Origin of the sequence: Pseudomonas sp. NY15356, assembly GCF_048068175.1 — a bacterium.
GTDB lineage: Bacteria > Pseudomonadota > Gammaproteobacteria > Pseudomonadales > Pseudomonadaceae > Aquipseudomonas > Aquipseudomonas putida_K.
The window spans coordinates 78,130-104,489 of record NZ_JBLUPW010000012.1 but is presented as its reverse complement, the minus strand read 5'-3'; the positions used below and the strand labels follow the sequence as shown (position 1 = coordinate 104,489).

The window sequence follows — 26,360 nt, the reverse complement described above, 5'->3', positions numbered from 1 at the left end:
CCCGCCCCGACAACCAGTGTCGGGGCGGGGCGCTTCTCGTCAGCGAGTGTTCCGCTTAGCGGAACATCGCGCTGATCGATTCTTCGTTGCTGATGCGGCGGACCGCCTCAGCGACAACCGGTGCGATATCCAGCTGGCGGATACGGTCACAGGCTTGAGCAGCGGCGGACAGCGGGACGGTGTTGGTCACCACCAGCTCGTCCAGTACCGACTTCTCGATGTTCTCGATCGCACGGCCCGACAGGACAGGGTGCGTGCAGTAGGCGTAAACCTTGGCAGCGCCATGTTCTTTCAGGGCCTTGGCCGCGTGGCACAGGGTGCCGGCGGTATCGACCATATCGTCTACCAGGATGCAGGTGCGCCCCTCGACGTCGCCGATGATGTGCATGACCTCGGAGTGGTTGGCCTTTTCGCGGCGTTTGTCGATGATCCCGAGGTCGACGCCCAGGGACTTGGCCACGGCACGCGCACGTACCACGCCACCGATGTCCGGGGAGACGATCATCAGGTTCTCGAAACGCTGGTCTTCGATGTCGTCGACCAGTACGGGCGAGCCGTAGATGTTGTCGACGGGGATATCGAAGAAGCCCTGGATCTGGTCAGCGTGCAGGTCGACGGTGAGTACACGGTCGATACCCACGACAGTGAGCATGTCAGCGACGACTTTGGCGCTGATGGCTACACGTGCCGAACGCGGACGGCGGTCCTGGCGGGCGTATCCGAAGTAGGGAATCACGGCGGTGATTCGAGACGCTGAGGAGCGGCGGAAGGCGTCGGCCATCACCACCAGTTCCATCAGATTGTCATTGGTAGGAGCACAGGTTGGCTGGATGATGAAGACGTCCTTACCACGAACATTTTCATTGATCTCAGCACTGATTTCGCCGTCGGAGAATTTACCGACAGAAACATCACCCAGTGGAATATGCAGCTGACGTACGACACGCCGAGCCAGATCGGGGTTGGCATTCCCCGTGAAGACCATCATCTTGGACACGCGCAGTACCTGAAGGCTGAGGGTAACCTGGATGAGTATAAGGAAAATGGCAGGGGCGGCTGGATTCGAACCAACGCATGGCAGGATCAAAACCTGCTGCCTTACCGCTTGGCGACGCCCCTGTATCTGTTGCTGCGAGCGCTAGGCACTCGACTTCTTGATCAGACTTTGCAGCTTGCGATGCAACATCGAAACATTGCTTCCCTTTGCCACAAACCCTGTTTGGGTCTCTGAAAGAAGGGCCAGAACTTTATCAGCTTCGGCTTTGCTTGGGAAGGCCCCAAACACGCAACTTCCAGTGCCGGTCATTCGAGCTTCCGTATATTTACCCAGTGAATTCAATGCGTTGCGAACTTCTGGATAACGTTGCTCAACTACCGGTTGGCAGTCATTTCGACTGTTTCCCTCGGGAACGGGGCGCATCTTAAGGGGGAGGGAATCACGTGTCAACTCTGGATGCGAAAAAATTTCCGCTGTGCTGACAGACACTTGCGGCACCAGCACGACGTACCAGGGCTCTTCGGGGTCGACCGGGGTCAGTTGCTCGCCCACGCCTTGGGCGAAGGCGGCATGGCCACGCACGAACACCGGCACATCGGCGCCGAGGGCAAGGCCCAGGGCGGCCAGGCGGTCTTCGTCCCAGTCCAGCTGCCACAGGTGCGCCAGCGCCAGCAGGGTGGTGGCGGCATCGGAGCTGCCGCCACCGATGCCGCCGCCCATGGGCAGGACCTTGTCGAGCCAGATGTCGGCGCCCAGCGAGGTGCCGGATTGTGCCTTGAGCATGCGGGCTGCGCGCACGATCAGGTTGCTGTCATGGGGGACTGCTTCGATCTCGGTGTGCAGGTGGATCTGGCCATCATCACGCAGGGCGAAGCTGAGCTCATCGCCGTGGTCGAGGAACTGGAACACGGTTTCCAGCTCGTGGTAGCCGTCCGGGCGTCGGCCGGTGATGTGCAGCCACAGGTTGAGCTTGGCCGGGGCGGGCAGGGTGAGCGTGGCCATGGATCAATGCCCCAGCTGGCGGGGTTGCCAGTCCTTGACCACCAGGGTGACGTCCAGGTCCTGGCCATGCAGCTTCAGGCGCTCGGGCAGCCAATAGCCGTTCTGCTGGGTGTAGCTCAGGTACTGCACCTGCCAGCCGTCCTGGCTCAGGCTGGCCAGGCGGCTGTCGCTGTCTAGGGTCAATTGGCTCTTGCTGTCCGGCGCGGGCAGGCCGCGGACCCACCATACCAGGTGCGAGACCGGTAGCTGCCAGCCCAGTTGCTCTTCGAGCAGGGCTTCGGGGCTTGGCGCTTCGTAGCGGCCCTGGTTGGCCACTTCCAGCACCACGCCGCCGGGGCGCCCGGTCAGGCGGGCGGCGCCACGGCCCAGGGGGCCGGCCAGGCGAATGTCGTAGTAGTCCTGGCGTTGCAGCCAGAACAGGGTGCCGCTGCCGGAGTCACGCGGTGCGCGGATACCGACCTTGCCGTTGATCTGCCAGCCGTCGAGGGTGCTCAACTGCGCTTTGTGGGCACGCCACTGCTGAGGGTCGCCTTGGCCTTGCAGGGCTTCGCGGCTTGTGAAGCCGGCGCAGCCGGCGAGCAGGGCGATCAGGGTGAAGGTGATGCAATGACGCAGGAACATGTCTACAGGGTCTCTGATCCGGTCAGGCGCAGGAGGGTTTTGCGCAGGATGGGGCTGTCGGGCTGGCCTTCGAAGGCTTTGGCCCAGACCTGTCGGGCTTCACGGCGCTTGCCGTTGGCCCAGAGGACTTCGCCCAGGTGGGCGGCCACTTCATGGTCGGGGAAGCGTTCCAGGGCCTGGCGCAGCAGGCGTTCGGCCTCGTCGAGGTTGCCCAGGCGGTAGTTCACCCAGCCCAGGCTGTCGAGCACTGCCGGGTCGTCCGGGGTGAGCTGGTGGGCTTTTTCGATCAGCGCCTTGGCTTCGGTGTAGCGGCTGGTACGGTCGGCCAGGGTATAGCCGAGGGCATTCAGGGCCATGGCGTTCTCCGGCTCGCGCGCGATGATGGCGCGCAGATCCTTTTCCATCTGCGGCAGGTCGTCGCGTTTTTCGGCCAGCATGGCGCGGGTGTAGAGCAGGTTCAGGTCGTCCGGGTAGCGCTTGATGGCCTGGGCCAGGACTTGCTCGGCCTGGGCGTCCTTGCTGTTGTTGCCGTAGCTCTCGGCTTCGATCAGGTACAGCTGGATGGCGTAGTCGGGCTGGGCTTCGCGAGCCTCGGCGAGCAGGCGCGAGGCCTCGGTGGCACGGCCGTTGGCGATGAGGATGTCGGCCTGGCGCAGCTGTGCCGGCAGGTAGTCGGGGCCCGGCCCGACCAGGGCGTACTCACGCAGTGCCGCCTCGGGGTCGCCGCGCTCTTCGCGGATGCGGCCCAGGTTCAGGTGTGCGGCGTCGACATTGCTGTCGCGCTCGACCAGCTCCTGCAGGTAGCCTTCGGCTTCGTCCCAGTTTTTGTTCTCCATGCTCACCAGGGCGAGCGAATAGCGTAGCTCGTCATCCTCGGGGTACTGCTGCAGCAGGCTTTCGAACTCGGCCTTGGCATCGACCATGCGATCCTGTTCGACCAGGGTACGGGCATAGGTCAGGCGCAGGCGCTTGTCGTCGGGGTTGTCGCGTATGGCCCCGCGCAGCAGCGGCAGGGCTTCCGGGCCGCGGTCAAGCGCCTGCAGCAGGCGTGCGCGCAGCAGCACCGGGGCCACTTCGCCATTTTGTGGCGGGTGCGCCTCGAGCAGGTCGAGGGCTTGCTGGGTCTTGCCGTCCTGGTTGAGCAGCAGGGCCTTGCCGAATACCAGCTGGCCATTGTCCGGGTGTTTGACCAGCAGGCGGTCGAAGCTTTGCAGCAAGCCATCGCGGGTGTTCTGGTCGGTTTCGGCGGCCGACAGGGCAAGGAAGTCGAAATGGGTGTCGCCTTTGCCCTGGAGGACTTTCTCCATGTAGGTCATGGATTCGTCGTAGCGCCCGGCGCGGGCCAGTTGGATGGCGGCGGCGCGTTGCGCGTCGAGGTTCTGTTTATCGTTACGGGCCCAGATCAGGGCGGTGTCCAGGGACGGCTCGTCGGCGCCCAGGTACTCGGCGATGCGGTAGGCGCGTTCGGAGACCGCCGGGTCCTGGGTCTTCTCGGCCTGGTCGACATAGTTGGCCAGGGCGATGTCGAAGCGGTTGCGTTGGCCGGCAAGTTCGGCCACCAGCAGGCTGTACAGGGTTTCCTGCTTGAACGATCCATACGCCACGGGCTTTTGTGGTTCGCCCTTGCCGGCCTCGGCCACGGGCGGCTCGGCCTCGTTGTTCTGCGGGGCCAGGCTTTGGCAACCCTGGAGCAGGGCAAGGGCAAGCAGCAATGCGTAGGACTTGTTCATAAAGGAGGCTTTGGATACCGGCGGTCGGAGCATGATGACACAAGCGCGAGGGCAAACCCACCAGTGCGGTGTCTGGTTAACTGCGACCTTTTGGGGGGAGGAGGGTTCCACGATAGCTGTCCTCATGCACGCAGCCCCAGGCATACACCCCTGCTATCGCGACAATAGCGAACGGTGGTTGTTCTGGAACCTGCGAAGTAGGACAATTATCGGCTTCTCGTCACAACCAGCGACCTTGCATGGCCTTTCTTGCACTTGGTATCAACCATAAGACTGCCTCGGTAGACGTACGCGAGCGCGTGGCGTTTACGCCAGAGCAGCTGGTCGATGCCCTGCAGCAGCTCTGCCGACTGACCGCCAGCCGCGAGGCCGCGATCCTGTCGACCTGCAACCGCAGTGAACTCTATATAGAGCAGGACCACCTGGCCGCCGATGCGGTGCTGCAATGGCTGGCCGAGTACCACCAGCTGAGCCTCGACGAGCTGCGCGCCAGCGCCTACATCCACGAGGAGCACGACGCCGTCAAGCACATGATGCGCGTGGCCTCCGGCCTGGATTCCCTGGTGCTCGGCGAGCCGCAGATCCTCGGCCAGATGAAGTCCGCCTACGCTGTCGCCCGCGAAGCCGGTACCATCGGCCCGCTGCTCGGGCGCCTGTTCCAGGCCACCTTCAGCGCCGCCAAGCAAGTGCGCACCGACACCGCCATCGGCGAAAACCCGGTTTCGGTGGCCTTCGCCGCTGTCAGCCTGGCCAAGCAGATCTTCAGTGACCTGGGGCGCAGCCAGGCACTGCTGATCGGTGCCGGCGAGACCATCACCCTGGTTGCCCGCCACCTGCACGAGCAGGGCGTGCGCCGGATCGTCGTGGCCAATCGCACCCTCGAACGGGCCAGCACCCTGGCCGAGCAGTTCGGTGCCCATGCGGTGCTGCTGTCCGACATCCCCCAGGAGCTTGCCAACAGCGATATCGTCATCAGTTCCACGGCCAGCCAATTGCCGATTCTGGGCAAAGGTGCAGTGGAAAGCGCCCTGAAGCAGCGCCGGCACAAGCCGATCTTCATGGTCGACATCGCCGTACCGCGGGATATCGAGCCGCAGGTCGGCGAGCTGGACGACGTCTACCTCTATACCGTCGACGACTTGCATGAAGTGGTCGCGGAAAACCTCAAGAGCCGCCAGGGCGCTGCCCAGGCAGCAGAGGAGCTGGTGTCTGTGGGCGCCGAGGACTTCATGGTGCGCCTGCGCGAGCTGGCTGCGGTGGATGTGCTCAAGGCCTACCGCCAGCAAAGCGAACGCCTGCGCGATGAAGAATTGCAAAAGGCCCAGCGCCTGCTCGCCAATGGCGGCAACCCCGAAGACGTGCTGGCCCAGCTGGCGCGGGGGCTGACCAACAAACTCCTGCATGCACCCAGCGTGCAACTGAAAAAGCTCTCCGCCGAAGGCCGCCTCGATGCGCTGGCCATGGCCCAGGAACTCTTTGCCCTCAACGAGGGCTCGACGGACAAGACCCCGCAATGAAAGCGTCGCTGCTCAATAAACTGGATACCCTCCAGGACCGCTTCGAGGAACTCACCGCCCTGCTGGGCGATGCCGAAGTCATCACCGACCAGACGCGTTTTCGCGCCTATTCGCGCGAGTACGCCGAAGTCGAGCCGGTGATCGACGCCTATAAGGAGTGGCGCAAGGTCCAGGACGACCTGGAAGGCGCCCAGGCGTTGCTCAAGGACAGCGACCCGGACCTGCGTGAGATGGCCGTCGAGGAGGTTCGCGAGGCCAAGGAACAGTTGGTCGGCCTGGAGTCGCAGCTGCAGCGCATGCTGCTGCCCAAGGACCCCAACGACGGTCGCAACGTGTTCCTGGAAATCCGGGCCGGCACCGGCGGTGACGAGGCGGCGATTTTCTCCGGCGACCTGTTCCGCATGTATTCGCGCTATGCCGAGAAGCGTGGCTGGCGCCTGGAAATTCTCTCCGAGAACGAAGGTGAGCACGGCGGCTACAAGGAAATCATCGCCCGGGTCGAGGGCGAGAACGTGTATGGCAAGCTCAAGTTCGAGTCTGGTGCGCACCGCGTGCAGCGGGTGCCAGAGACCGAATCCCAAGGCCGTATCCACACCTCCGCCTGCACCGTGGCCGTGCTGCCCGAGCCGGATGAGCAGGTCGCCATCGAGATCAACCCGGCCGACCTGCGGGTCGACACCTACCGTGCCTCCGGTGCCGGTGGCCAGCACGTCAACAAGACCGATTCGGCGATCCGCATCACCCACTTGCCCACCGGGATCGTGGTCGAGTGCCAGGAGGAACGCTCTCAACATAAAAACCGCGCCCGGGCCATGTCGTGGTTGTCGGCCAAGCTCAACGACATGCAGACCAGCGCCGCACAGAACGCCATCGCCAGCGAGCGCAAGCTGCTGGTGGGCTCGGGCGACCGCTCCGAGCGTATCCGCACCTACAATTATCCACAGGGCCGGGTGACCGATCACCGCATCAACCTGACCCTGTATTCGCTCGACGATATCCTGGCCGGCGGTGTCGATGCCGTGATCGAGCCCCTGCTGGCCGAGTACCAGGCCGACCAGCTGGCCGCCCTGGGGGATTGAATGACCATCATCGCCAGCCTGCTGCGCAACGCGCAGCTGCCGGATTCCCCGACCGCGCGCCTGGATGCCGAGCTGTTGCTCGCCGCAGCCCTGGGCAAGTCGCGCAGCTACCTGCATACCTGGCCCGAGCGTATCGTCGGCAGCGAAGCAGCCGAGACGTTCGCCGGCTACCTGGCCCGCCGCCGTGCCGGTGAGCCGGTGGCCTATATCCTCGGCCAGCAAGGGTTCTGGAAGTTGGACCTGGAAGTGGCGCCGCACACGTTGATTCCACGCCCGGAAACCGAGCTGCTGGTGGAAGCCGCCCTGGCCCGGGTGCCGCCCCGCCCTGCGCGCGTGCTCGACCTGGGGACCGGCACTGGCGCCATTGCCCTGGCCCTGGCAAGCGAATGCCCGGCCTGGCAGGTGACGGCACTGGACCGCGTCCCGGAGGCCGTGGCCCTGGCCGAGCGCAACCGTGAGCGCCTTGGCCTGGGTAATGCCCAGGTGCGCCTGAGCGACTGGTACGGCGCCGTGGCCGGCGAGCGCTTCGACCTGATCCTCAGCAACCCGCCCTATATCGCGGCAGGTGACCCGCACCTGGTGGCCGGCGATGTGCGTTTCGAGCCCAGCAGCGCATTGGTGGCCGGAGCCGATGGCCTGGACGACCTGCGCGTGATCATCGCCCAGGCGCCCGAGCACCTGCTGCCCGGTGGCTGGCTGCTGCTCGAACACGGCTACGATCAGGCCGTGGCGGTGCGCGAACTGCTGGCCAGCCACGGCTTCGTCGAGGTGGCCAGCCAGCGCGACCTGGCCGACCACGAACGTATTTCCATGGGGCGACTGCCATGCTGAGTGATCAGGAACTGTTGCGCTACAGCAGGCAGATCCTGCTGGCCCAAGTGGATATCGACGGCCAGTTGCGGCTCAAGCGCAGCAAGGCGCTGGTGGTCGGCCTGGGTGGGCTCGGCTCGCCGGTGGCCTTGTACCTTGCCGCTGCCGGGGTGGGCGAACTGCACCTGGCCGACTTCGATACCGTCGACCTGACCAACCTGCAGCGCCAGGTCATCCATGACAGCGACAGCGTGGGCATGAGCAAGGTCGACTCGGCGCTCAAGCGCCTGCAGGCGATCAACCCCGAGATCAGCCTGGTCGCCCATCGCCAGGCGCTGGACGAAGACTCCCTCGCCGCGGCCGTGGCGGCGGTCGATGTGGTGCTGGACTGCTCCGACAACTTCTCCACCCGCGAGGCGGTCAACGCCGCGTGTGTCGCGGCCGGAAAGCCGTTGGTCAGTGGTGCGGCGATTCGCCTGGAGGGGCAGTTGTCGGTGTTCGACCCACGTCGGGACTACAGCCCTTGCTACCACTGCCTCTATGGCCATGGCAGCGACGCCGAGCTGACCTGCAGCGAGGCCGGCGTGCTCGGGCCGTTGGTTGGCTTGGTCGGCAGCCTACAGGCCTTGGAGGCGATGAAGCTGCTGGCCGGTTTCGGTGACCCGCTGATCGGCCGCCTGCTGCTGATCGATGCCCTCGGCACGCGCATGCGCGAACTGCGCGTCAAGCGCGACCCGGCGTGCCCTGTGTGTGGCAGCCGGCATGGCTGAGCGTTCGGCGCCGGTCGGCGTGATGGACTCGGGGGTCGGCGGCCTGTCGGTGCTTGCCGAGATCCAGCGCCTGCTGCCCAGCGAGTCGATGCTGTATGTCGCCGACAGCGGCCATGTGCCCTATGGTGAGAAATCCCCGGACTACATCCGCCAACGCCTGCGCCACATCGCCGGGTTCTTCCGCGAGCAGGGCGCCAAGGCCATGGTGCTGGCCTGCAACACCGCTACGGTGGCGGCAGTCGCTGACCTGCGTGAGCTGTATCCGGACTGGCCCCTGGTGGGCATGGAGCCTGCGGTCAAGCCGGCGGCGTCGGCCACCCGTTCGGGCGTGGTCGGTGTCCTGGCCACTACCGGCACCTTGCAGAGTGCCAAGTTCGCGGCATTGCTCGATCGTTTCGCCAATGACGTGCAGGTGGTGACCCAGCCGTGCCCTGGGCTGGTCGAACGCATCGAGGCCGGGGACCTCGACAGCCCCGAGCTGCGCCAACTGCTTTGGGGCTATGTGCAGCCTTTGCTGGCGGCCGGGTGCGATACCGTCATCCTCGGCTGTACCCATTATCCCTTCCTGCGCCCGCTGCTGGCGCAGATGGTGCCCTCGGACGTGGCGATCATCGATACCGGCGCCGCCGTTGCGCGACAGTTGCAGCGCTTGCTGGCTGCGCGGGGCCTGCTGGCCGAGGGGCCGGCGCGCAGTACCGCATTCTGGACCAGCGCGCAGCCGCAGTCGTTGGGCTCAGTGCTGCCGCTGCTCTGGGGGCGTGCCGACCCGGTTCAGCCTTTCCCGCTGTAGCCTTCCGCTCCCAATAGGGCAGACGCCTTCATCTGCACACGCCCTGAAACGCCGCCAGGGCCCGCGCCCGGCTGCTGGCCAGATCGACGATCGGCCGAGGGTAGGGCGCCGCGAACAAGTCGCCGCTGCCCCCGGGTTCATGAACAGTCTTGTCATCGAGCCCCTGCAGCTCCGGCAGCCAATGGCGGATGAACTGCCCCTGTGGATCGAAGCGACGCGACTGGCTGACCGGGTTGAAGATCCGGAAATACGGCACCGCATCGGTCCCGGTGGAGGCGCTCCACTGCCAGCCGCCATTGTTGGCGGCCAGGTCGCCGTCGATCAGATGACGCATGAAATGGCGTTCGCCCAGTCGCCAGTCGATCAGCAGGTTCTTGCTCAGGAACATGGCGACCACCATGCGCAGGCGGTTGTGCATCCAGCCGGTATGGCGCAGCTGGCGCATGGCCGCATCGATCAGCGGAAAGCCGGTGCGCCCTGCCTTCCAGGCTTCCAGGTCCTCGGGGGCGTCGCGCCAGGGCAAGGCTTCAGTATGGGCGCGGAAGGCCCGATGCCGGGCGACCTGTGGATAACCCACCAGGATGTGCTTGTAGAACTCCCGCCAGAGCAGTTCGTTGATCCAGGTTCGTACGCCGGCGTTGCCGCTGTCCAGCTCGCCTTGGTTGCCGAGCAGGGCTGCATGCAGGCATTGGCGTGGCGAGATCACGCCGGCGGCCAGGTAAGGCGACAGCTGGCTGGTACCGGTCCTGGCGGGCAGGTCGCGCAGACGAGGATAGTCCTCGACGATTTCATCGATGAAACGGGTGAGGCGGCGCTGCGCTTCGTTTTCACCCGCTGGCCAATGCTCGCGCAGGCTTCGCGACGGTGCGGCAAAGCCGGAGAAGGCTTGGGGAATCGGATCGCTGGCGATGCCCGTCGGCGCCTGGCCCGTCACCCTCGGGGCCAGGGACGGCAGGCTCAGGCGCAGCTGTTCCAGGCACGCCTTTCGAAACTGGCCGAACACCTGGAAGTAATGACCGCTGCGGGTAAGCACCGAGCCCGGGCGCAGCAGCAGTTGGTCCAGGTGGCCCTGGGCTGCGATGCCGGCCTCGTGCAGCAACGCCTGGGTACGTGCGTCGCGCTGCTGTTCGTTGACGCCGTATTCCTCGTTCCAGTGCACGCCTTGCACCCTGTATTGCCGGCATACCTCCAGCACCGCCTGGGGCGCTTGCTGCCAGGTGTCGACCTGGCGAACCAGCAACGGTATCTCCAGGCGCTCCAGCGACTGGCGCAGGGCCTGCAGGTTACGCAGCCAGAAATCAACCTTGCAGGCGGCATCGTCATGAGCCTGCCATTGGCCGGGGCTGGCCAGCCACAGGGCGAGGGTCGGCCCGCGCGCGCAGGCGGCGCTCAAGGCGTGGTTGTCATCGACGCGCAGGTCGGTACGCAGCCAGATCAATTGCATGGTGAAGCGCCTCGTCCGGTTATGCAGCATCGGGTGAATGGAGGGCCGGTTGCAGGTAGACCTGCTGCAGCAGGTAGGGGTCAGGGTGCCCGTGCAGGTGGTGCCTGAGCAGGGCCAGGGGAGCCGTCAGCGGTACGATGCCTTGCTGGTAGTGGCTGATGGTTTCCTGCAACTGTCTGCGCTCGTGCTGCGCCAGCACGGGGCGCAGATAACCGCTCAGATGCTGCAATACATTGGTGTGGGTACCCCGGCTGGGCGTGTGCTGCAGGGCCTGCAGCAACAGGTTGAAGTAATTCGCGCCGAGCTGCTGCGGATCGTCATCGCCGGACATGCTGCCCAGCAGGCGCCCCAGTTCCCGGTAGGCCTGGGGGCTGCAGGCCATTACCAAGTACTTGTAGCGCGAATGGAAGCGCACCAGCGCGCCACGGCTCAGGCCTTCGGCAAGCAAGTGCTGCCATTGCGCGCGCGCCTGGGTTTGAAAGGGGGTGGTGGTCAGGCTGTCGGCATCCTTCATCGCTGCGTCCATAAAACTTGTACATCTATATATTTTTGTACAAGTCGATTTCAACACAGCGCCGAGGTTATGCAAGCGATTTTTAAACAGGGCGTACCGTGAAGGGCGTTCGAGCTCTAGCACCGCTGGTGCGATGCTTGGCTCAAGCCTTTACAGAGGCAGGTTCACTCCAGGTGTTCCAACAGCCGCCTGGCAGCTTCCTGGCCACTGAGCCAGGCGCCTTCGACGCGGCCGGACAAGCACCAGTCGCCACAGGCATACAGGCCCAGGTCGGCATCGGCCAGGGCGCCCCATTCGTGGTTGCCGGCCGGGCGGGCATAGAGCCAGCGGTGCGCCAGGGCAAAGGTAGGCGCCGGTACCACGCAGCCCACCAGCTCGGCGAACTCGCCCCACAACTGTTCGATCACGTCTTCCTTGGGCAGGTCGATGTGCTGTTTGCTCCAGCTGGAGGTGGCGTGCAGCACCCAGGTGTCCAGGTGCTCGTCGCGCCCGGGCTTGCTGCGGTTGCGAGCCAGCCAGTCGAGGGGGTTGTCCTGCACGAAGCAGCCTTGCATGGGGGTATCGAGGGCGGACTGGAACGCCAGGGCAACGGCCCAGGTCGGTTCCATCTGCACGCCCGCGGCCACGGCGGCGAGTTTCGGCGTTGCAGCCAGCAGGGGCGTGGCCTGCGGTGCGGGCACGGCGATCACTACGCGGCTGAACGGGCCGTGGCTGCAGCCTTCGGTGTCCTGCAGGTGCCAGTACTGCTTGCCGCGGAACACTTCGGCGATGCGGCAGCCAAAATTCACCGTCACATCCTTGAGCAATCCACGGGTGATGGCGCTCATGCGCGGCACGCCCACCCAGCGTATCTGTTCATCGGGGGAGGGCGTCAGCTCGCCGTCGCGGTAGTTGTACAGCTGCGGTTTCCATTGTTCGGCCCAGCCTGCGGTGACCCAGTGCTGCACCTGCTCGACGAAGCGCCGGTCGCGAGCGGTGAAATACTGGGCACCGAGGTCCAGCGCACCGGCCTCGCTGCGCTTGCTGGCCATGCGGCCGCCGCTGCCATGACCTTTGTCGAACAGGTGGACGGTTTGCCCGGCTTTTTGCAGGGCCTGTGCGGCGGACAGGCCGGCGATTCCGGCACCGATGATGGCAATAGGTACTGTCATGATGGCCTCTTCGAAACCTTGCTGTTAGCAGACTACGCGGTCAGGCAAACCTGTACAATGCAGTATTTCTGTATAAGGTTATTCCGCTCGATAGGGCAGGTTGGCCTATGTTTATCCGAGAGCATCCGGTCTAAAAAGTGCCTGTGTTCTTAAAAATAGACCACGGGCGCAGCTTGCGAGGACACAGCCATGCATATATTGCTGACCGGCGGTACAGGTTTGATCGGCCGTCACCTCTGCCAGTACTGGCGCGACCAGGGGCATCGCCTGACGGTCTGGAGCAGGCGCCCCCAACAGGTACCAGGTATCTGCGGTACGGGGGTGCGCGGCATCGCGCGCCTGGACGAACTGACCGCAGACGACAAAGTGGATGCGGTGATCAACCTGGCGGGCGCGCCAATCGCCGATCGCCCGTGGACGGCTGCGCGGCGGACGTTGCTGTGGGCCAGTCGCATCACCCTCACCGAGCAGTTGCTGGCTTGGCTGGAAAGCCGCGAGCAGCGCCCCGAGGTGCTGGTTTCGGGCTCGGCGGTGGGCTGGTATGGCGACGGTGGCGAACGCGAACTGACCGAGGCGTCGCCGCCAGTGAAGGAGGACTTCGCCAGCCAATTGTGTATCGCTTGGGAAGAAACCGCCCAGCGTGCGCAGCGGCTGGGTATCCGCGTGGTGCTGGTGCGCACAGGCCTGGTACTGGCCAGCAATGGCGGCTTTTTGTCGCGTCTGCGCATGCCCTTCAAGCTGGGGCTCGGCGGGCCCTTGGGCGATGGTCGACAGTGGATGCCCTGGGTTCATATAGAAGACCAGATCGCCTTGATTGATTTTCTCTTGCAGCACAAGGACTGCAGCGGTCCTTATAATGCCTGCGCGCCGGAGCCGGTGCGCAACCGCGAATTCGCCAAGCGCCTGGGTCGCACGCTGCATCGGCCCGCTGTGCTGCCGGTGCCGGCGTTGCTGCTCAAGGCTGGGTTGGGCGAGCTGTCGACGTTGTTGCTCGGTGGCCAGCGCGCTCGCCCGGTTCGCCTGCTGGCGGCAGGTTTCACGTTCCGCTTCAACGATCTGCAATCGGCCCTGGACAACCTGTCCAGCCGCCTCTGACATAGGACGCTGCATGACCGATCACGCTCTGCTGCTGGTCAACCTGGGTTCGCCGGCCTCCACCTCGGTGGCCGACGTGCGCCGTTACCTCAACCAGTTCCTCATGGACCCCTACGTGATCGACCTGCCTTGGCCCGTGCGGCGCCTGCTGGTGTCGCTGATCCTGATCAAGCGCCCGGAACAGTCGGCTCACGCCTACGCCTCGATCTGGTGGGACGAGGGCTCGCCCCTGGTGGTGCTGACCCGCCGCCTGCAGGCGGCCATGGCCGAGCATTGGCCCCATGGCCCAGTGGACATCGCCATGCGCTACGGCGAGCCAGCCTTGCCCGAGGTGCTGGAGCGCCTGGCGGCCCAAGGCGTGCGCAAGGTCACCCTGGCGCCGCTTTATCCACAGTTCGCCGACAGCACCGTGACCACGGTGGTGGAGCTGGCGAAGCAGACCCTCACTGAGCGCCAATTACCGTTGCAGATGCGCGTGCTGCAGCCGTTCTATGAACGCCCCGACTACATCGAGGCGCTGGCCGCCAGCGCCAGGCCGTACCTGGAGCAGGACTACGACCACCTGCTGCTGAGCTTCCATGGCCTGCCCGAACGCCACCTGAAGAAGCTCGACCCGACCGGCCAGCATGACTTCCAGGCCGCCGACTGCTGCAAGGAGGCCAGTGCAGAGATGCGAGCGGTCTGCTATCGCGGCCAATGCCTGGCCACCGCGCGGGCCTTTGCGCAGAAAATGGGGATCCCGGACGGCAAGTGGTCGGTGTCGTTCCAGTCGCGCTTGGGGCGTGCCAAATGGATCGAGCCCTACACCGAGACGCGCTTGGACGAGCTGGGCAAGGCGGGGGTGAGGAGGCTGCTGGTGATGTGCCCTGCATTCGTTGCCGATTGCATCGAGACGCTGGAAGAGATCGGCATGCGCGGCAGCGAGCAGTTTATCGAGGCCGGTGGCAAGGAGCTGGTACTTGTGCCTTGCCTGAATGACCACCCGCAGTGGGTGAAGGTGTTGGCAGGGATGTGCGAAAAGGCCTGATATAGCGGGGCCGCCTTGCGGCGCTCCTACAGGAGCACGCGGTCCCCTGTAGGAGCGGCCTTGTGCCGCGAAAGGGCTGCGCAGCAGCCCCCGCGATTTCAGTCATCCAGCTGCTTGTGCTTCCAGCTGTCATTGCCCGGCAGGATCAGGTTCAGCGCGATGGCCACGATGGCGCACAGGGCGATGCCCTTCAGGCCCCAGTCGTCCGGGCCGTCGCCGCTGCCGATCAGCACACCGCCGATACCGAACACCAAGGTCACCGAGACGATCACCAGGTTGCGTGCTTCGGCCAGGTCGATCTTGTGGCGGATCATGGTGTTCATGCCCACCGCGGCGATCGAGCCGAACAACAGGCACAGAATGCCGCCCATCACTGGCACCGGGATGCTTTGCAGCAGTGCGCCGAACTTGCCGATGAAGGCCAGGGTGATGGCGAAGATCGCCGCCCAGGTCATGATCTTCGGGTTGTAGTTCTTGGTCAGCATCACCGCGCCGGTCACTTCGGCATAGGTGGTGTTGGGCGGGCCGCCGAACAGGCCGGCTGCAGTGGTGGCCAGGCCGTCACCGAGCAGGGTACGGTGCAGGCCGGGCTTCTTCAGGTAGTCGCGGCCGGTCACGCTGCCCACGGCGATCACCCCGCCGATATGCTCGATGGCCGGCGCCAGCGCCACCGGAACGATGAACAGGATCGCCTGCCAGTTGAAGGCCGGGGCCGTGAACCTGGGCAGCTCCAGCCAAGGCGCGGCCGCGATCTTGGCGGTGTCGACCACGCCGAAGGCGAACGACAGGCCAAAGCCCACCAGCACGCCGGCGATGATCGGCACCAGGCGGAAGATGCCCTTGCCGAACACGGCCACGATCAGCGTGGTCAGCAACGCCGGCATGGAAATCAGCATCGCGGTCTTGTACGGCATCAATACGCTGCCGTCGCCGCCCTTGCCCATGGCCATGTTGGCGGCGATCGGCGCCATGGCGAGGCCGATGGAGATGATCACCGGGCCGATCACCACCGGCGGCAACATGCGGTCGATGAAACCGGTGCCCTTGATCTTCACCATCAGGCCCATGAAGGTGTACACGAAGCCGGCTGCCATCACGCCGCCCATGGTCTCGGCCAGGCCGAACTGGCCTTTGGCGAGAATGATCGGGGTGATGAAGGCAAAGCTCGAGGCCAGGAAGACCGGGACCTGGCGTCCGGTGACCAGTTGGAACAGCAGGGTGCCGATACCCGCGGTGAACAGGGCCACGTTGGGGTCCAGGCCGGTGATCAGCGGCATCAGCACCAGCGCGCCGAATGCCACGAAGAGCATCTGCGCGCCCGAGACGACCTGGCGCCAAAGCGGGTCGTTGAAGCCGTCCTGCATGATCAGGCGTCCTTCTGCTTGGTGCCGAAGATCTTGTCGCCGGCATCGCCCAGGCCTGGGACGATATAGCCGTGTTCGTTCAGGCGCTGGTCGATCGAGGCGGTGTAGATCTGCACGTCGGGGTGGGCTTTTTCCACCACGGCGATGCCTTCGGGGGCCGCGACCAGGACCATCGCGCGGATCTCCTTGCAGCCGGCCTTTTTCAGCAGGTCGATGGTGGCGACCATCGAACCGCCGGTGGCCAGCATCGGGTCGATGATCAGGGCCAGGCGCTGGTTGATGTCCGGCGCGAGTTTTTCCAGGTAGGTGTGCGCTTCGAGGGTTTCTTCGTTGCGGGCAACGCCCACGGCACTCACCTTGGCGCCCGGCACCAGGCTGAGCACGCCATCGAGCATGCCGATGCCGGCGCGCAGGATCGGGACCACGGTGATCTTCTTGCCGGCGATCTTCTCGACCTGCACTTTGCCGCACCAGCCGTCGATCTCGTAGGTTTCGAGCGGCAGGTCCTGGGTGGCTTCATAGGTCAGGAGGGCGCCGACTTCCTGGGCGAGTTCGCGAAAGTTCTTGGTGCTGATATCGGCACGGCGCATCAGGCCGAGCTTGTGGCGGATCAGCGGATGGCGGATCTCACGAGTAGGCATAGGGGAGGGCTCCGGGAGGCGGGCAAAAAAACCGCGCTAGATTAATCTATTCAGCCTGAGCTGTCGTCCAGTCATTCTGCACGTTAGTCCATAAATGCTTGATCTGTGACGAGCGGATGCGTACCTTTGCCCGCTTTTCCAATTCCGAGCCCCCTGGAGAGCGCCATGTCCGCCGATCTCGAGCATATCCGTCAAGTCATGCGCGAGGCTGACTGCCTGTACACCGAAGCCGAGGTCGAAGCGGCCATCGCCAAGGTCGGCCAGCAGATCTGCCAAGACCTGCACGACAAGAACCCGGTGGTCTTCTGCGTCATGAACGGCGGCCTGATCTTCGCCGGCAAGCTGCTGACCCACCTGCAGTTCCCGCTGGAAGCCTCTTACCTGCACGCTTCGCGCTACCGCAACCAGACCAGCGGCGGCGAACTGTTCTGGAAAGCCAAGCCCGAGATCTCGTTCATCGACCGCGACGTGCTGATCGTCGACGACATCCTCGACGAAGGCCACACCCTCAGCGCCATCATCGACTTCTGCAAGCATGCCGGCGCCCGCTCGGTGCACACCGCCGTGCTGATCGACAAGGACCACGACCGCAAGGCCAGCCCGGACCTGAAGGCGAACTACGTAGGCCTGCCGTGCGTCGACCGCTACATCTTCGGCTACGGGATGGACTACAAAGGCTACTGGCGCAACGCCAACGGCATCTTCGCCGTCAAGGGCCTGTGACCATGCGCCAGCCCGCATTCATCGACCACACGCTGTTTGCTGGGTTGGCGCAAAAGGCCGCCGGCAACCCGCGCGGCCGCCAGCATCACAATTTCCACCAGATGGAAGAGCCGTGCCACCGAATGGCCGTTGGCCTGCAGCCGACCACCTACATCCCGCCCCATCGTCACCTGAGCGATGACAAGGCCGAGGCGCTGATCGTGCTCAAGGGGCGCCTTGGTCTGTTGATCTTCGACGACCATGGCGTGGTGATCGACAAGCGCGTATTGGCGGCCGGGGGCGATTGCCTGGGCGTCGACCTGGCACCAGGCACCTACCATGGGCTGGTGGTGCTGGAGGCCGACAGCATTCTGTTCGAGTGCAAGGCCGGGCCGTATCGGCCGGTGGGCGAGGGCGAGCATGCCCACTGGGCGCCGCGCGAAGGCGAAGAAGGCGTGGCCGAGTACCACGCCTGGATGCGTGCGCAGTTCGAGTGATTCTGCGGCTGCGTTGCAGCCCTTTCGCGGCGCAACGCGTCCCCACGCGCTTCAGGCCAGCACCATGCTAGAGTGGTCCTCCCTGCCAAGGAGCCTCACATGCGTGCGATTCTTCCCTTCCTGCTGGCGGTGAGCCTGCCGCTGTCTGCGGCGCCGTTGCATGGCCAGTTCCTGCCGCCCGACGATCTGACCCTGCGCCAGCAAGCCCCTTCGGCCCAGCAATTGTTGCAGGTAACCGACTATTCGGTGGTGGCCGGCATCCAGCGCCAGTCCGACCAGCAACCGATCCCGATCACCTCCTCGCTGTTGCTGCGTCTGAAGGGCAAGCCGCTGAGCAAGGGGGCGACCATCAGTCAGGTGCTGGTCAATTTCGATGGGGAAGGCGGCAAGAGCCTGAAGAAGCCGGCCTATGATGAGAAAACGCGGACCTTGACGTTGAGCTACCCGATGGCCAACTACCGCATGATCATGGACCTGCTGCGCAACGAAACCCTGTACGTGCAGTTTCTCACCTACCCCAACGGCCACGTGTGGGCCGACCTGCATACCGGCACCGTTCGTACGCGTTGAGGCCCGTGGCCCACGAGGGGTACACTGCCGGCCTTTGAAATGTCCGTGATGGTCCACTTGGAGTCGGCAATGCGTAAAGACAAGAAGCAGGTGATTGGTGACGAGATCAGCGACGACTACGTCAAGACGTTCCTTCGGTTCGAGCCGGCCGATGCGCTGACCTCGCCTTCGCTGCACAAGCTGGTCAAAGCCTACCGTGGCCTGCGTGTCGACGACTTCGAGCGCTTCGTCGGCTTCTTCGTCGAGGCTGGCCTGGACCTGGACGGCAAGGACGAACATGGCAAGACCTTCGTCGAGCTGATTGCCGACCAGCGTAATGCGGCCGAGTACATCGAGATCATCAATAACGCTCGAGGCTGAGAGGCAGGCCTGTACCGGCCCTATCGCGGGGCAAGCCCGCTTCCACCAGGTACTCGTACACTTGTAGGCGCGGGCCTGTCCCGCGATAGGGCTGACACCGATACATCAGGCACAAAAAACGCCCCGAAGGGCGTTTTTTCGTTACAGGCCGACTCAGGCGTAGTGCTGCGCCGGGCTGCTGTCCTCGACCATTTCCAGCGCTTCGTCGTTCTGCGCGCTGATCTTGTGGTAGAGCGCAGCATCGGTCGCCAGGACCTTCTCGCGGGCCGGGAAGATCTCCTTGAGCTTGGCAGCCCAGGCACCCTTGGCCTGCTCGGGGAAGCAGCGCTCGATCAGCTCGAGCATGATCGACACGGTCACCGAAGCGCCTGGCGAGGCGCCGAGCAGTGCGGCGAGGCTGCCATCCTGGGCCGAAACCAGTTCGGTGCCGAACTGCAGGATACCGCCCTTCTTCGGGTCCTTCTTGATGATCTGCACGCGTTGGCCGGCGACTTCCAGACGCCAGTCCTCGGCCTTGGCTTCAGGGTAGAAGCGGCGCAGGGACTCCAGGCGCTGTTCCATCGACTGCATCACTTCGCTGACCAGGTACTTGGTCAGGTCCATGTTGTCGCGGGCCACGGCCAGCATCGGGCCGATGTTGCCCATACGTACCGACAACGGCAGGTCGAGCAGGGAGCCATGCTTGAGGAACTTGGTGGTGAAGCCTGCGTATGGGCCGAACAGCAGGGACTTCTTGCCGTCCACCACGCGGGTATCGAGGTGCGGGACCGACATGGGGGGCGCGCCGACCGCAGCCTGGCTGTAGACCTTGGCCTGGTGCTGCTTGACGATCTCCGGGTTGTCGCAGCGCAGCCACTGGCCGCTGACCGGGAAGCCACCGAAGCCCTTGCTCTCGGGGATACCGGACATCTGCAGCAGCGGCAGGGCCGCACCGCCGGCGCCGAGGAACACGAAGCGGGCATCGACCTCACGGCTGCCGCCGCTGTTGACGTCTTTGATGCTGACGGTCCAGCCGCTGCCGTTGCGACGCAGGCCGACGACTTTCTTGCTGTACTTGACCTGGGCGTCCGGGCAGTTGCCCAGTTGCTTGAGCAGCTTGTTGGTCAGGGCGCCGAAATTGACATCGGTACCTTTGATCACGCGGGTGGCGGCGATGTGCTGGTCGGCCGGGCGGCCTGGCATCATCAGTGGCATCCACTCGTTCATCACGGCCTTGTCTTCGGTGTATTCCATCTCGGCGAAGGCGTGATGCTGCTTGAGCAGCTCGAAGCGCTTCTTGAGGAATGCAACACCCTTGTCGCCTTCGACGTAGCTCAGGTGCGGCACCGGGTTGATGAAGGCGCGTGGCGAGCCGAAGCCGCCCTTGCGAATGAGATAGGCCCAGAACTGGCGGGACACCTCGAACTGGGTATTGATGTGCACGGCCTTCTTGATGTCGATGCTGCCATCGGCGGCCTGGGGCGTATAGTTCAGCTCGCACAGGCCAGCATGGCCCGTCCCTGCGTTGTTCCAGGGGTTGGAACTTTCCGCGGCACCGGAGTCCATCGCCTCGACGACCTCCAGCTTGATCGACGGGTCGAGTTCCTTGAGCAGTACGGCCAGGGTGGCACTCATGATGCCCGCGCCTACCAGTACTACATCAACCGATTCGTTCTGCGCCATTTAACGCGTCTCCACAATCTACAGCACCTAATTGACAGCATAGGATCACTGGGGTGGCCAGGATCGCCATGTCCGACTCTTCGCAGTTCTTGCCACTTCCGCGGACACTGCCAATTCAGTCTTGGTGTTCACATATTGAACGCCGTTTGCCACGGGTGCGGCAATGCGACTTATGGTCAAGGTGTCCGCCGTGCGGTATGGACCGGCCTCAGCACCCCATCGAGGATGAAGGCTGTTGTCGTCTGTTCGAGGCTGTTCGGGACGCATCTGTCGCTTTTGCACATGCCAGACTGTTCATTTTGCTCGCCACACTCTTGTGAAGTTTGAAAAACCCGTTTTTTCACGTTCTTTTGGAACGTGAACCTCAAAAGGGACTGCGCGATGGCAACCCACAGGTTCATGCAGTGCGAAGGCCGGGAACAGCAGGCACGACAGCCGATGCAAGACCTGAGTGGAAGGCTCTCTGTGGGCGAAGCGTCGAAGGTGCCGTGGTCAACGGCGATGCGGGGCCCGATCAGGAGACGTCCTTATAATCGGGGGGAGATTATAACGATGTCGCGGGCAGAAAGGTGCGCTTAATGGCTTTTTATTGCTGCGTTTGTCAGGCCGGCAGGGTGCGTTGTTGCCAGCGACGGCTTGCGCGTGCGCAAACCCGGGCGCTGGCCGGTAGTGGCTGGCCCAGCCAGCCCAGGTGCGCTTCGTTGACCTGGACCCAGCCGCTGCTGACGGGCAGCCGAGTGCAGTGCATGAACCCAAGGCATCTGCCGTCGGCGTCGAGGCGGGCGTAGGTGTTCTGGCGGGGGCGGGAGAAAAGCAGGTTCCAGAGCGAGGCCATGGCGAGCGATCCTGTTCGTTCGGTCTGGCCACAGGATAGGTGCAGGGCATGAAACCAATGTGACAGCGTGCCCGCTCCGATGACTGGTTCGCGCGCGACTGGGTATACTGTGGGCCTTTGCCGCATTTTCTGGAGAAACGCGCATGTTGCAACGACTGTTGTTCGGTTTGATCGCGGTGGCCAGCCTGAGCCTGGTCGGTTGTGCCCACAGCCCGCAACAACTCAGCCCGCAACCCAAGCTCACCGCCCAGCTCAACCCGGTCGGTCGTGGCCAGCCGGTGGTGGTCAAGGTGGTCGACGGGCGTGCTTCGCAGTCCCTGGGCACCCGCGGTGGCATGTACCCTGAAACCAGCACCATCAGCGTCAGTGGCAATGACATCGTGCCCAAGCTGCAAGCCCAGGCCGAGGCGGCGGTGCGCCTGCTCGGCTTCACCCCGACGCCCAACGCCTACAACGCGCCGCAGCTGACCGTGACCCTGGCCGAGCTCAAGTACCAGTCGCCCAAGGACAACCTGTACGTGACCGAAGCCACCATTGGCGCCACCTTCCGTGCCGACGTGTCCAACGCCAACCGCCGCTACAGCGGTCGCTACGGCGCCTCGCTGGACCAACGCTTCGGCATGGCGCCGAACCAGGAAACCAACACCAAGCTGGTGGGTGACGTGCTCAGCGATGCCCTGACCCGCCTGTTCAAAGACCCGACCATCGGTCAGGTGCTGGGCGAATAAGCGTTACGCGTCAATAAAAAGCCCGCTGCTCGGTCATCCGGTGGCGGGCTTTTTTGTGTGTTTTGGCTGGCGATTGTCGGGGCGGCGCAAGGCCGCTCCTGCAGATGTGGCGTCAGGCTGCGGCGATGTGGAAATCGATCACGCTCAGGCCTGTGCCCGGGTCGACTTCCGGCAGGTCCTGGTGGGCATGGCCGCCCAGCGCGCAATAGACCAACCACTGGTGATCCTGGACGTTGATGGCGAAGCCGTCGATCAGCGCCTGCTGTTCATCGCTCTGGGTGACGAGATAGAGGCGGTCCTGGTTTTCGGCGTGCAGCATGTCTAGCTCCGTTGTAGGAAAAGGCCGACAGAGTGGCGTCTTCTCATGACGAGCGTGTGACAGATGAAATTAACGACAGCTGGTCGCAAAACCCGGGCGTCAGAGGCGGGCTTGGGTAGAATGCCGGCCTTCGCTGTCGTTCTTTGTCTTTACCGAGGTTGTTGCGATGTCCTTGCAAGTGCTCTGGGGATTCCTGGCCGCCCATCCAGCCAAGTTGATCAACCTGCTTGCCCTGCTGATCACCTGCCCGGGCGGCATGTTGCTGCACAGTGCCCGGCGGCGAGAGGCGGTGGTGCGCGAGCGCGTGGTGAGTGACGAGGTGGCGGTCGATGCCTTCGGTCAACGCGTGCCGCGCTATTACTACATCCTCGGTTTTTCCTGCCTGGCCATGGCGCTGCTGCTGTCCTGGTTCAGCACCTGGATCTGAACACCTGATAACCCTGTGGGGCGGGCGAGCCCGCACCCACAGCACGCCTGTCAGGCGACCGGGCTTTGCGCCTTGACCTGATACTGGTTGCGCACCGGCGTCGCGTACTGCTGTACCAGGTACGGCTGCTGCTCGGTCGGGCAGGCGTCCAGGCGGCGCTGCCATTCTTCCTTGGCCTTGGCCAACTCCTCGGCTGGAAACAGCTTCTGCGCATTCGGCACCTGCAAGGCCGGGTCTGCCTCGCTCCACATCTCATACGCCAGGTAATGCACCGGGAACAGGCGATAGCCGCCGAGAATCTGCCGGTCGATTTCTTGTGCCAGCTGCTTGGTGTCCTCGTAATACTCGGTCACCGGGGGCGCGAAATTGATGTGGACCCGGCCTTTGTACCCGGTGATGCCCTGGGCGATGCTGTTGTCGTCTTCGCCGGGCGCCTTCTTGTAGGTGCCTGTGGTGGCGCGGATGTACAGCTCCCTGGCCTTGGCCAGGTCGCACGGGTCGTACTCGTAGCTGATCGACACCGGGATCAGGTTCAGGCCCTGGATCACCGCGCCGAACGGCTCGTCCTTGCGGCTCATGTGGAACATCTTGAGGATCGCCGAATCGGTACGGTCGTCGCCGTCCTTGGCTCGCCCTTCGGCCTGGGCGATCCAGATCGACACGCAATCGTTGCGTATCGAGTGGTTGATGTAGGCCGACAGCAGCTGGTAGGCGGCCAGCTTCTCCCGGCGACCGCTCAGCGAGCGATGCACGATGAAGCTCTTGTTCAGGCGCATCATGTCGCTGACGAAGGGCTTTTGCAGCAGGTTGTCGCCAATGGCGATGCGTGGCGTCGGCAAGCCGGCGTGGTACACCGCGTAGTTGACGAAGGCCGGGTCCATGACGATGTCCCGGTGGTTGGCCAGGAACAGGTAGGCGGTGCCCGACTTGAGCTGTTCGACGCCGGAATAGGTCACGCCGTCCGTGGCCCGCTCGATGGTCTGGTCGACGTAGTACTCGACCTTGTCCTGCAGGGTCGAGACGCATTTGACGCCAGCGAACTCCTTGCGCAGGCGGCGGGCGATCAGCGGCTTGAGCAGCCAGCCGAAGGCGCCGGCTGCCCGTGGGAAGCGGAAGTGGGTGAGGATATCCAGGAATGCCGGGTCGCTGAGCAGGCGTGCCAGAACAGCAGGCACCTCAGCGTCGTCGTACGGTCGGATGGCATCGAATTCGCCCATCATGCTCTCTTGTTGGAAACGGCTAGGGTAATAAGTAGGGGTGGGGCCCGAAAAACGGCTCGGACACACGCAGGCCCTGTAAACAGACCGGCAATTATACGCATAAGTCAGCGCGGAGGCCGCGATGCTGGAGATCGACTTCTATCGTTGTCCCTATTGCGGCGAAACGGTGGAGACCACTGTGGACATTTCCGGTGGCGACCAGGTCTATACCGAAGACTGCCAAGTCTGTTGCCAGCCCATCGTGTTCATCCTGCAGGTGCATGGTGACGAATGGATGCTCGAAGCACGACGCGAGGATGACGCTTGATGAAACGGATCTACGAACCGGAAAGCCTGATGGAGGCGCAGTTGCTGGTGGGCATGCTCGCCAGCGAGGGCGTCGAGGTGCACCTGGTGGGGCGCGACCTGGTCGGTGGCGTGGGTGAATTGCCGATTCAGGGATTGCTGGGCCTGGCGGTGCCTGATGAACAGGCCGGGTACGCACGGCAGTTGATCGATGCGTACAATGCCGCCCTGCCACTTGCCGGCGACGAACCGGAGAGTTTTCCCGGAACCCTGATCTGCTGAGTTTTTATCGCCATGTGTGGACGCTACGCCCTGTTTCGCTGGTCCCCGGCCTTTGCCGCCTTGCCGGGCTACCCTGCCGACCAGCAGGCGCAATGGAACATTGCCCCGGGCGCTTCGGTGCTGATTCAGCGCCAGCTCCATGGTCGGCTGGAGCTGGCCAGGGCCCGCTGGGGGCTGACCCCGGCGTGGCTCACCGACCTTTCCCGCACCCCGGCCCAGGCCCGCGCCGAAACCCTGGCCGAGCAGCCGATGTTTCGCGACGCCTTTCGCCAGCGACGCTGCCTGCTGCCGGCCAACGGCTTCTACGAATGGCGCGGCACCGTGCGCAAGCGCCCGTACTGGCTCACGCCGGGGGAGGGGGCATCACTGTTCTTCGCCGGGGTGTGGGAAGAATATCCGGTGCAGGGCCAGGTATGGCTGAGCTGCGCCGTGGTGACCCAGGCGGCGATGAGCCAGCGCCGGCCGTTGATCCTCGACGAGGCCGGGCAGGCGGCCTGGCTCGATCCGGACACGCCGTTGGCACGCTTGCATGAGCTGTTGGCCAGCCGGCCAGCGACGTTGCGCGAGCGGGCGCTGGCACATTTCGTCAACGATCCGAAGCTCGACGGGCCGCAGTGCCTGACGCCAGCTTGAGGCTTTTACGGTTTTTGAACGATCCTCCGCCAGGCTGCCCGTCTGGAATGGGGTTTAGCGCTTTTCAATGATCAAGTCCACTCGCGTGATGATGGAATATCTGAACCGTAACGGGTAGACGTTGCCATGTACGTCTGTGATATCGCCATCATGTACTTCTTTATCTTCTGCCTGGGTGAAATCGTGTTCATGGAACCGCCAGTGCTCAGGGCTCAGGAACATGATGATTACCACTTCGTCCTCTCGCGGATTGACTACCGTCTGGGGACGCAAGGCGTTAAGCGGAGGATATTTATCACCTACCTGATCAATATAATTTAGATAAGGCGGCAATCCTTCTGAGTTGATCTGGGTCTGGCCTGCATGTCCCGAGACACAGAACGAATATTCGGTCTTGTATACCTCGCCCCTGTCCCACCAGATGCCGGGCATGGAGATGTACTTGAGCTTGATTTTTTCGCCGTCTGAAGCAAGGGCCCGTATGAAGTTATTGTAGCCGCGCTCATCTTCGTAATAGCCGCTGTAAGCTCTGACTTCCTCATGCTTGAAATCGACCTTGGCAGTGTCCACCTTGACGGCTGCCAGGCGTATCCACTGTGCATGGATATCCTGCTCAGACGAGACGAAGTTCCCCAGTTTGGCAGCGAACCTCTTTGTATCGCTTTTGCTCGTGGCCACCCAGATTTGCGCGCTGTCCGTTTCTATTGCCAGGGCATCATGGCCGGCTGCTTCGGGCGCTCGTCGGTCGTCTTGAACAACGCCTTTACCGAGTTTCTTTACCAAGCGCTCATCGTATACATATTCACTCGGGCCGGCGTAAGTACTCCAGCCGGTCAAGGTTTCGGGGTCGGCTTCATGAGCAATCGCTGGGCCTGTCGGGGAGCCGTACTGGTCCACTTCAACGAGCCGTAGGGCCGCCAGGTGCCTGGGGGAAAGGTCGACTTTTCGGCCCTGGGCATCCCGGGCCAGTACTTCGATCGTGAGCGCGATCCGCTGGCGGCTGTTGCCGAACAGATAATGCGTTGCGTTGGGCTGCGCTGCGCTGTGATAGACCCGGAATATCTGGAAATAGGCGATTTCGGGAAGCGCAGGAGTCGCGGTGGGTTGAACAGTCATGCTGTGTCCTTGGCTTGTTTGGTGGAGCCTTGACTGTGCGTTTTTTCAGAAGGGCTGATAACTCCGTGTCTTGCTAGGCTGTGTAGGTGGCAATACGACAATGCACGTTCAGCCCGCCAGGCATGCGCCCGATGATGGTGTGCTGCAGGTACAGCGCCGATTTCAAAAACGG

The 26,360-nt window shown here is 63.8% G+C and carries 29 protein-coding genes, 1 tRNA gene and 1 pseudogene; 16 read left to right on the top strand and 15 right to left on the bottom strand.

Features of this window, described 5'->3' with window-relative positions; all coding sequences use genetic code 11:
• Positions 1–55: 55 nt before the first annotated feature.
• The 5 genes from ACNFCI_RS12310 to ACNFCI_RS12290 form a co-directional block, all read right to left on the bottom strand.
• Positions 56–997 (bottom strand): ribose-phosphate pyrophosphokinase, encoded by a 942-nt coding sequence (locus tag ACNFCI_RS12310; RefSeq protein ID WP_016391678.1) that lies wholly within the window; start codon positions 995–997, stop codon positions 56–58.
• A gap of 47 nt (positions 998–1,044) precedes the next feature.
• Positions 1,045–1,119 (bottom strand) — tRNA-Gln (locus tag ACNFCI_RS12305).
• A 19-nt stretch (positions 1,120–1,138) separates the two neighbouring features.
• On the bottom strand, positions 1,139–1,999 hold the full coding sequence (ispE, locus tag ACNFCI_RS12300; protein ID WP_084858593.1) for a 4-(cytidine 5'-diphospho)-2-C-methyl-D-erythritol kinase: 861 nt from the start codon (positions 1,997–1,999) through the stop codon (positions 1,139–1,141).
• A gap of 3 nt (positions 2,000–2,002) precedes the next feature.
• Positions 2,003–2,620, bottom strand: a complete 618-nt coding sequence (gene lolB / locus ACNFCI_RS12295; protein WP_084858592.1) for a lipoprotein insertase outer membrane protein LolB — start codon at positions 2,618–2,620, stop codon at positions 2,003–2,005.
• Positions 2,621–2,622: 2 nt separating this feature from the next.
• Positions 2,623–4,350 (bottom strand): tetratricopeptide repeat protein, encoded by a 1,728-nt coding sequence (locus ACNFCI_RS12290; protein WP_084858591.1) that lies wholly within the window; start codon positions 4,348–4,350, stop codon positions 2,623–2,625.
• Between the two features lie 239 nt (positions 4,351–4,589).
• Between ACNFCI_RS12290 and hemA the strand changes: the two genes are divergently transcribed.
• Genes hemA through murI form a run of 5 tightly spaced genes read left to right on the top strand, consistent with a single transcriptional unit; the run spans position 4,590 to position 9,316 of the window.
• Positions 4,590–5,867, top strand: coding sequence for a glutamyl-tRNA reductase (hemA, locus tag ACNFCI_RS12285; RefSeq protein ID WP_368829219.1), 1,278 nt, complete (start codon positions 4,590–4,592; stop codon positions 5,865–5,867).
• Positions 5,864–6,946 carry a peptide chain release factor 1 gene (prfA, locus tag ACNFCI_RS12280; RefSeq protein ID WP_084858589.1) on the top strand — a complete coding sequence of 361 codons (1,083 nt, stop codon included), beginning with the start codon at positions 5,864–5,866 and terminating at the stop codon, positions 6,944–6,946. The genes hemA and prfA overlap by 4 nt, the downstream gene beginning before the upstream one ends.
• Positions 6,947–7,777, top strand: coding sequence for a peptide chain release factor N(5)-glutamine methyltransferase (gene prmC / locus ACNFCI_RS12275; protein WP_084858588.1), 831 nt, complete (start codon positions 6,947–6,949; stop codon positions 7,775–7,777).
• Positions 7,771–8,526: a molybdopterin-synthase adenylyltransferase MoeB gene (locus ACNFCI_RS12270; RefSeq protein WP_084858587.1), complete on the top strand. Its 756-nt coding sequence runs from the start codon at positions 7,771–7,773 to the stop codon at positions 8,524–8,526. The genes prmC and ACNFCI_RS12270 overlap by 7 nt, the downstream gene beginning before the upstream one ends.
• Positions 8,519–9,316: a glutamate racemase gene (murI, locus tag ACNFCI_RS12265; RefSeq protein ID WP_368829218.1), complete on the top strand. Its 798-nt coding sequence runs from the start codon at positions 8,519–8,521 to the stop codon at positions 9,314–9,316. The genes ACNFCI_RS12270 and murI overlap by 8 nt, the downstream gene beginning before the upstream one ends.
• A gap of 28 nt (positions 9,317–9,344) precedes the next feature.
• Here the strand turns inward: murI and phrB are convergent, their stop codons facing one another.
• The 3 genes and pseudogenes from phrB to ACNFCI_RS12250 all read right to left on the bottom strand — a co-directional run bounded on the left by phrB (position 9,345) and on the right by ACNFCI_RS12250 (position 12,425).
• Entirely contained in the window at positions 9,345–10,760 is a 1,416-nt protein-coding gene (phrB, locus tag ACNFCI_RS12260; RefSeq protein WP_368829217.1) for a deoxyribodipyrimidine photo-lyase, read from the bottom strand.
• Between the two features lie 19 nt (positions 10,761–10,779).
• Positions 10,780–11,229 (bottom strand): annotated as a pseudogene (locus tag ACNFCI_RS12255) (YbgA family protein); the annotation flags it as partial.
• Positions 11,230–11,438: 209 nt separating this feature from the next.
• Positions 11,439–12,425: an NAD(P)/FAD-dependent oxidoreductase gene (locus ACNFCI_RS12250; protein ID WP_324814017.1), complete on the bottom strand. Its 987-nt coding sequence runs from the start codon at positions 12,423–12,425 to the stop codon at positions 11,439–11,441.
• Between the two features lie 189 nt (positions 12,426–12,614).
• On the opposite strand from ACNFCI_RS12250, the gene ACNFCI_RS12245 reads away from it, so the two are divergent.
• Together ACNFCI_RS12245 and hemH are read left to right on the top strand one after the other, a co-directional pair.
• On the top strand, positions 12,615–13,520 hold the full coding sequence (locus tag ACNFCI_RS12245) for a TIGR01777 family oxidoreductase (RefSeq protein WP_368829216.1): 906 nt from the start codon (positions 12,615–12,617) through the stop codon (positions 13,518–13,520).
• Between the two features lie 13 nt (positions 13,521–13,533).
• Entirely contained in the window at positions 13,534–14,547 is a 1,014-nt protein-coding gene (hemH, locus tag ACNFCI_RS12240; RefSeq protein WP_368829215.1) for a ferrochelatase, read from the top strand.
• 98 nt (positions 14,548–14,645) lie between these two features.
• Here the strand turns inward: hemH and ACNFCI_RS12235 are convergent, their stop codons facing one another.
• The gene (locus ACNFCI_RS12235; protein WP_084858580.1) at positions 14,646–15,911 is read right to left on the bottom strand and encodes a uracil-xanthine permease family protein; all 1,266 of its coding nucleotides are present in this window, start codon (positions 15,909–15,911) and stop codon (positions 14,646–14,648) included.
• Positions 15,912–15,913: 2 nt separating this feature from the next.
• Positions 15,914–16,552, bottom strand: a complete 639-nt coding sequence (gene upp / locus ACNFCI_RS12230) for a uracil phosphoribosyltransferase (RefSeq protein ID WP_028691132.1) — start codon at positions 16,550–16,552, stop codon at positions 15,914–15,916.
• A gap of 165 nt (positions 16,553–16,717) precedes the next feature.
• Here upp and ACNFCI_RS12225 point away from each other — a divergent pair, with 165 nt between their 5' ends.
• From ACNFCI_RS12225 to ACNFCI_RS12210, 4 genes are all read left to right on the top strand, one after another.
• The gene (locus tag ACNFCI_RS12225) at positions 16,718–17,275 is read left to right on the top strand and encodes a hypoxanthine-guanine phosphoribosyltransferase (protein WP_084858579.1); all 558 of its coding nucleotides are present in this window, start codon (positions 16,718–16,720) and stop codon (positions 17,273–17,275) included.
• 2 nt (positions 17,276–17,277) lie between these two features.
• Positions 17,278–17,751, top strand: a complete 474-nt coding sequence (locus ACNFCI_RS12220) for a WbuC family cupin fold metalloprotein (protein ID WP_084858578.1) — start codon at positions 17,278–17,280, stop codon at positions 17,749–17,751.
• Between the two features lie 99 nt (positions 17,752–17,850).
• Positions 17,851–18,321 (top strand): hypothetical protein, encoded by a 471-nt coding sequence (locus tag ACNFCI_RS12215; protein WP_084858577.1) that lies wholly within the window; start codon positions 17,851–17,853, stop codon positions 18,319–18,321.
• Positions 18,322–18,390: 69 nt separating this feature from the next.
• Positions 18,391–18,681, top strand: coding sequence for a PA4642 family protein (locus ACNFCI_RS12210; RefSeq protein ID WP_084858576.1), 291 nt, complete (start codon positions 18,391–18,393; stop codon positions 18,679–18,681).
• Positions 18,682–18,834: 153 nt separating this feature from the next.
• Here the strand turns inward: ACNFCI_RS12210 and mqo are convergent, their stop codons facing one another.
• Together mqo and ACNFCI_RS12200 are read right to left on the bottom strand one after the other, a co-directional pair.
• A complete protein-coding gene (gene mqo / locus ACNFCI_RS12205; RefSeq protein ID WP_084858575.1) occupies positions 18,835–20,343 on the bottom strand; it encodes a malate dehydrogenase (quinone) in 1,509 nt (502 codons plus the stop codon).
• 601 nt (positions 20,344–20,944) lie between these two features.
• Positions 20,945–21,178 (bottom strand): hypothetical protein, encoded by a 234-nt coding sequence (locus ACNFCI_RS12200; RefSeq protein ID WP_084858574.1) that lies wholly within the window; start codon positions 21,176–21,178, stop codon positions 20,945–20,947.
• A gap of 143 nt (positions 21,179–21,321) precedes the next feature.
• Here ACNFCI_RS12200 and ACNFCI_RS12195 point away from each other — a divergent pair, with 143 nt between their 5' ends.
• Positions 21,322–21,906: a YajG family lipoprotein gene (locus ACNFCI_RS12195; RefSeq protein WP_084858573.1), complete on the top strand. Its 585-nt coding sequence runs from the start codon at positions 21,322–21,324 to the stop codon at positions 21,904–21,906.
• Positions 21,907–22,018: 112 nt separating this feature from the next.
• On the opposite strand, the gene ACNFCI_RS12190 is transcribed toward ACNFCI_RS12195, so the two are convergent.
• Positions 22,019–22,225, bottom strand: a complete 207-nt coding sequence (locus ACNFCI_RS12190; protein ID WP_084858572.1) for a hypothetical protein — start codon at positions 22,223–22,225, stop codon at positions 22,019–22,021.
• A 166-nt stretch (positions 22,226–22,391) separates the two neighbouring features.
• Between ACNFCI_RS12190 and ACNFCI_RS12185 the strand changes: the two genes are divergently transcribed.
• Entirely contained in the window at positions 22,392–22,652 is a 261-nt protein-coding gene (locus ACNFCI_RS12185; protein WP_084858571.1) for a hypothetical protein, read from the top strand.
• A 50-nt stretch (positions 22,653–22,702) separates the two neighbouring features.
• Here the strand turns inward: ACNFCI_RS12185 and ACNFCI_RS12180 are convergent, their stop codons facing one another.
• The gene (locus tag ACNFCI_RS12180) at positions 22,703–23,872 is read right to left on the bottom strand and encodes a 1-acyl-sn-glycerol-3-phosphate acyltransferase (RefSeq protein ID WP_172403055.1); all 1,170 of its coding nucleotides are present in this window, start codon (positions 23,870–23,872) and stop codon (positions 22,703–22,705) included.
• A 121-nt stretch (positions 23,873–23,993) separates the two neighbouring features.
• Here ACNFCI_RS12180 and ACNFCI_RS12175 point away from each other — a divergent pair, with 121 nt between their 5' ends.
• Genes ACNFCI_RS12175 through ACNFCI_RS12165 form a run of 3 tightly spaced genes read left to right on the top strand, consistent with a single transcriptional unit; the run spans position 23,994 to position 25,072 of the window.
• Entirely contained in the window at positions 23,994–24,179 is a 186-nt protein-coding gene (locus ACNFCI_RS12175; protein WP_084858569.1) for a CPXCG motif-containing cysteine-rich protein, read from the top strand.
• Positions 24,179–24,439 carry a putative signal transducing protein gene (locus ACNFCI_RS12170; protein WP_368829213.1) on the top strand — a complete coding sequence of 87 codons (261 nt, stop codon included), beginning with the start codon at positions 24,179–24,181 and terminating at the stop codon, positions 24,437–24,439. Before ACNFCI_RS12175 ends, ACNFCI_RS12170 begins: the two co-directional genes overlap by 1 nt.
• A 12-nt stretch (positions 24,440–24,451) precedes the next feature.
• Entirely contained in the window at positions 24,452–25,072 is a 621-nt protein-coding gene (locus ACNFCI_RS12165) for an SOS response-associated peptidase (protein ID WP_084858567.1), read from the top strand.
• A 54-nt stretch (positions 25,073–25,126) separates the two neighbouring features.
• Here ACNFCI_RS12165 and ACNFCI_RS12160 read toward each other — a convergent pair whose 3' ends face one another.
• Positions 25,127–26,188: a hypothetical protein gene (locus tag ACNFCI_RS12160; protein WP_368829212.1), complete on the bottom strand. Its 1,062-nt coding sequence runs from the start codon at positions 26,186–26,188 to the stop codon at positions 25,127–25,129.
• Positions 26,189–26,360: the final 172 nt, after the last annotated feature.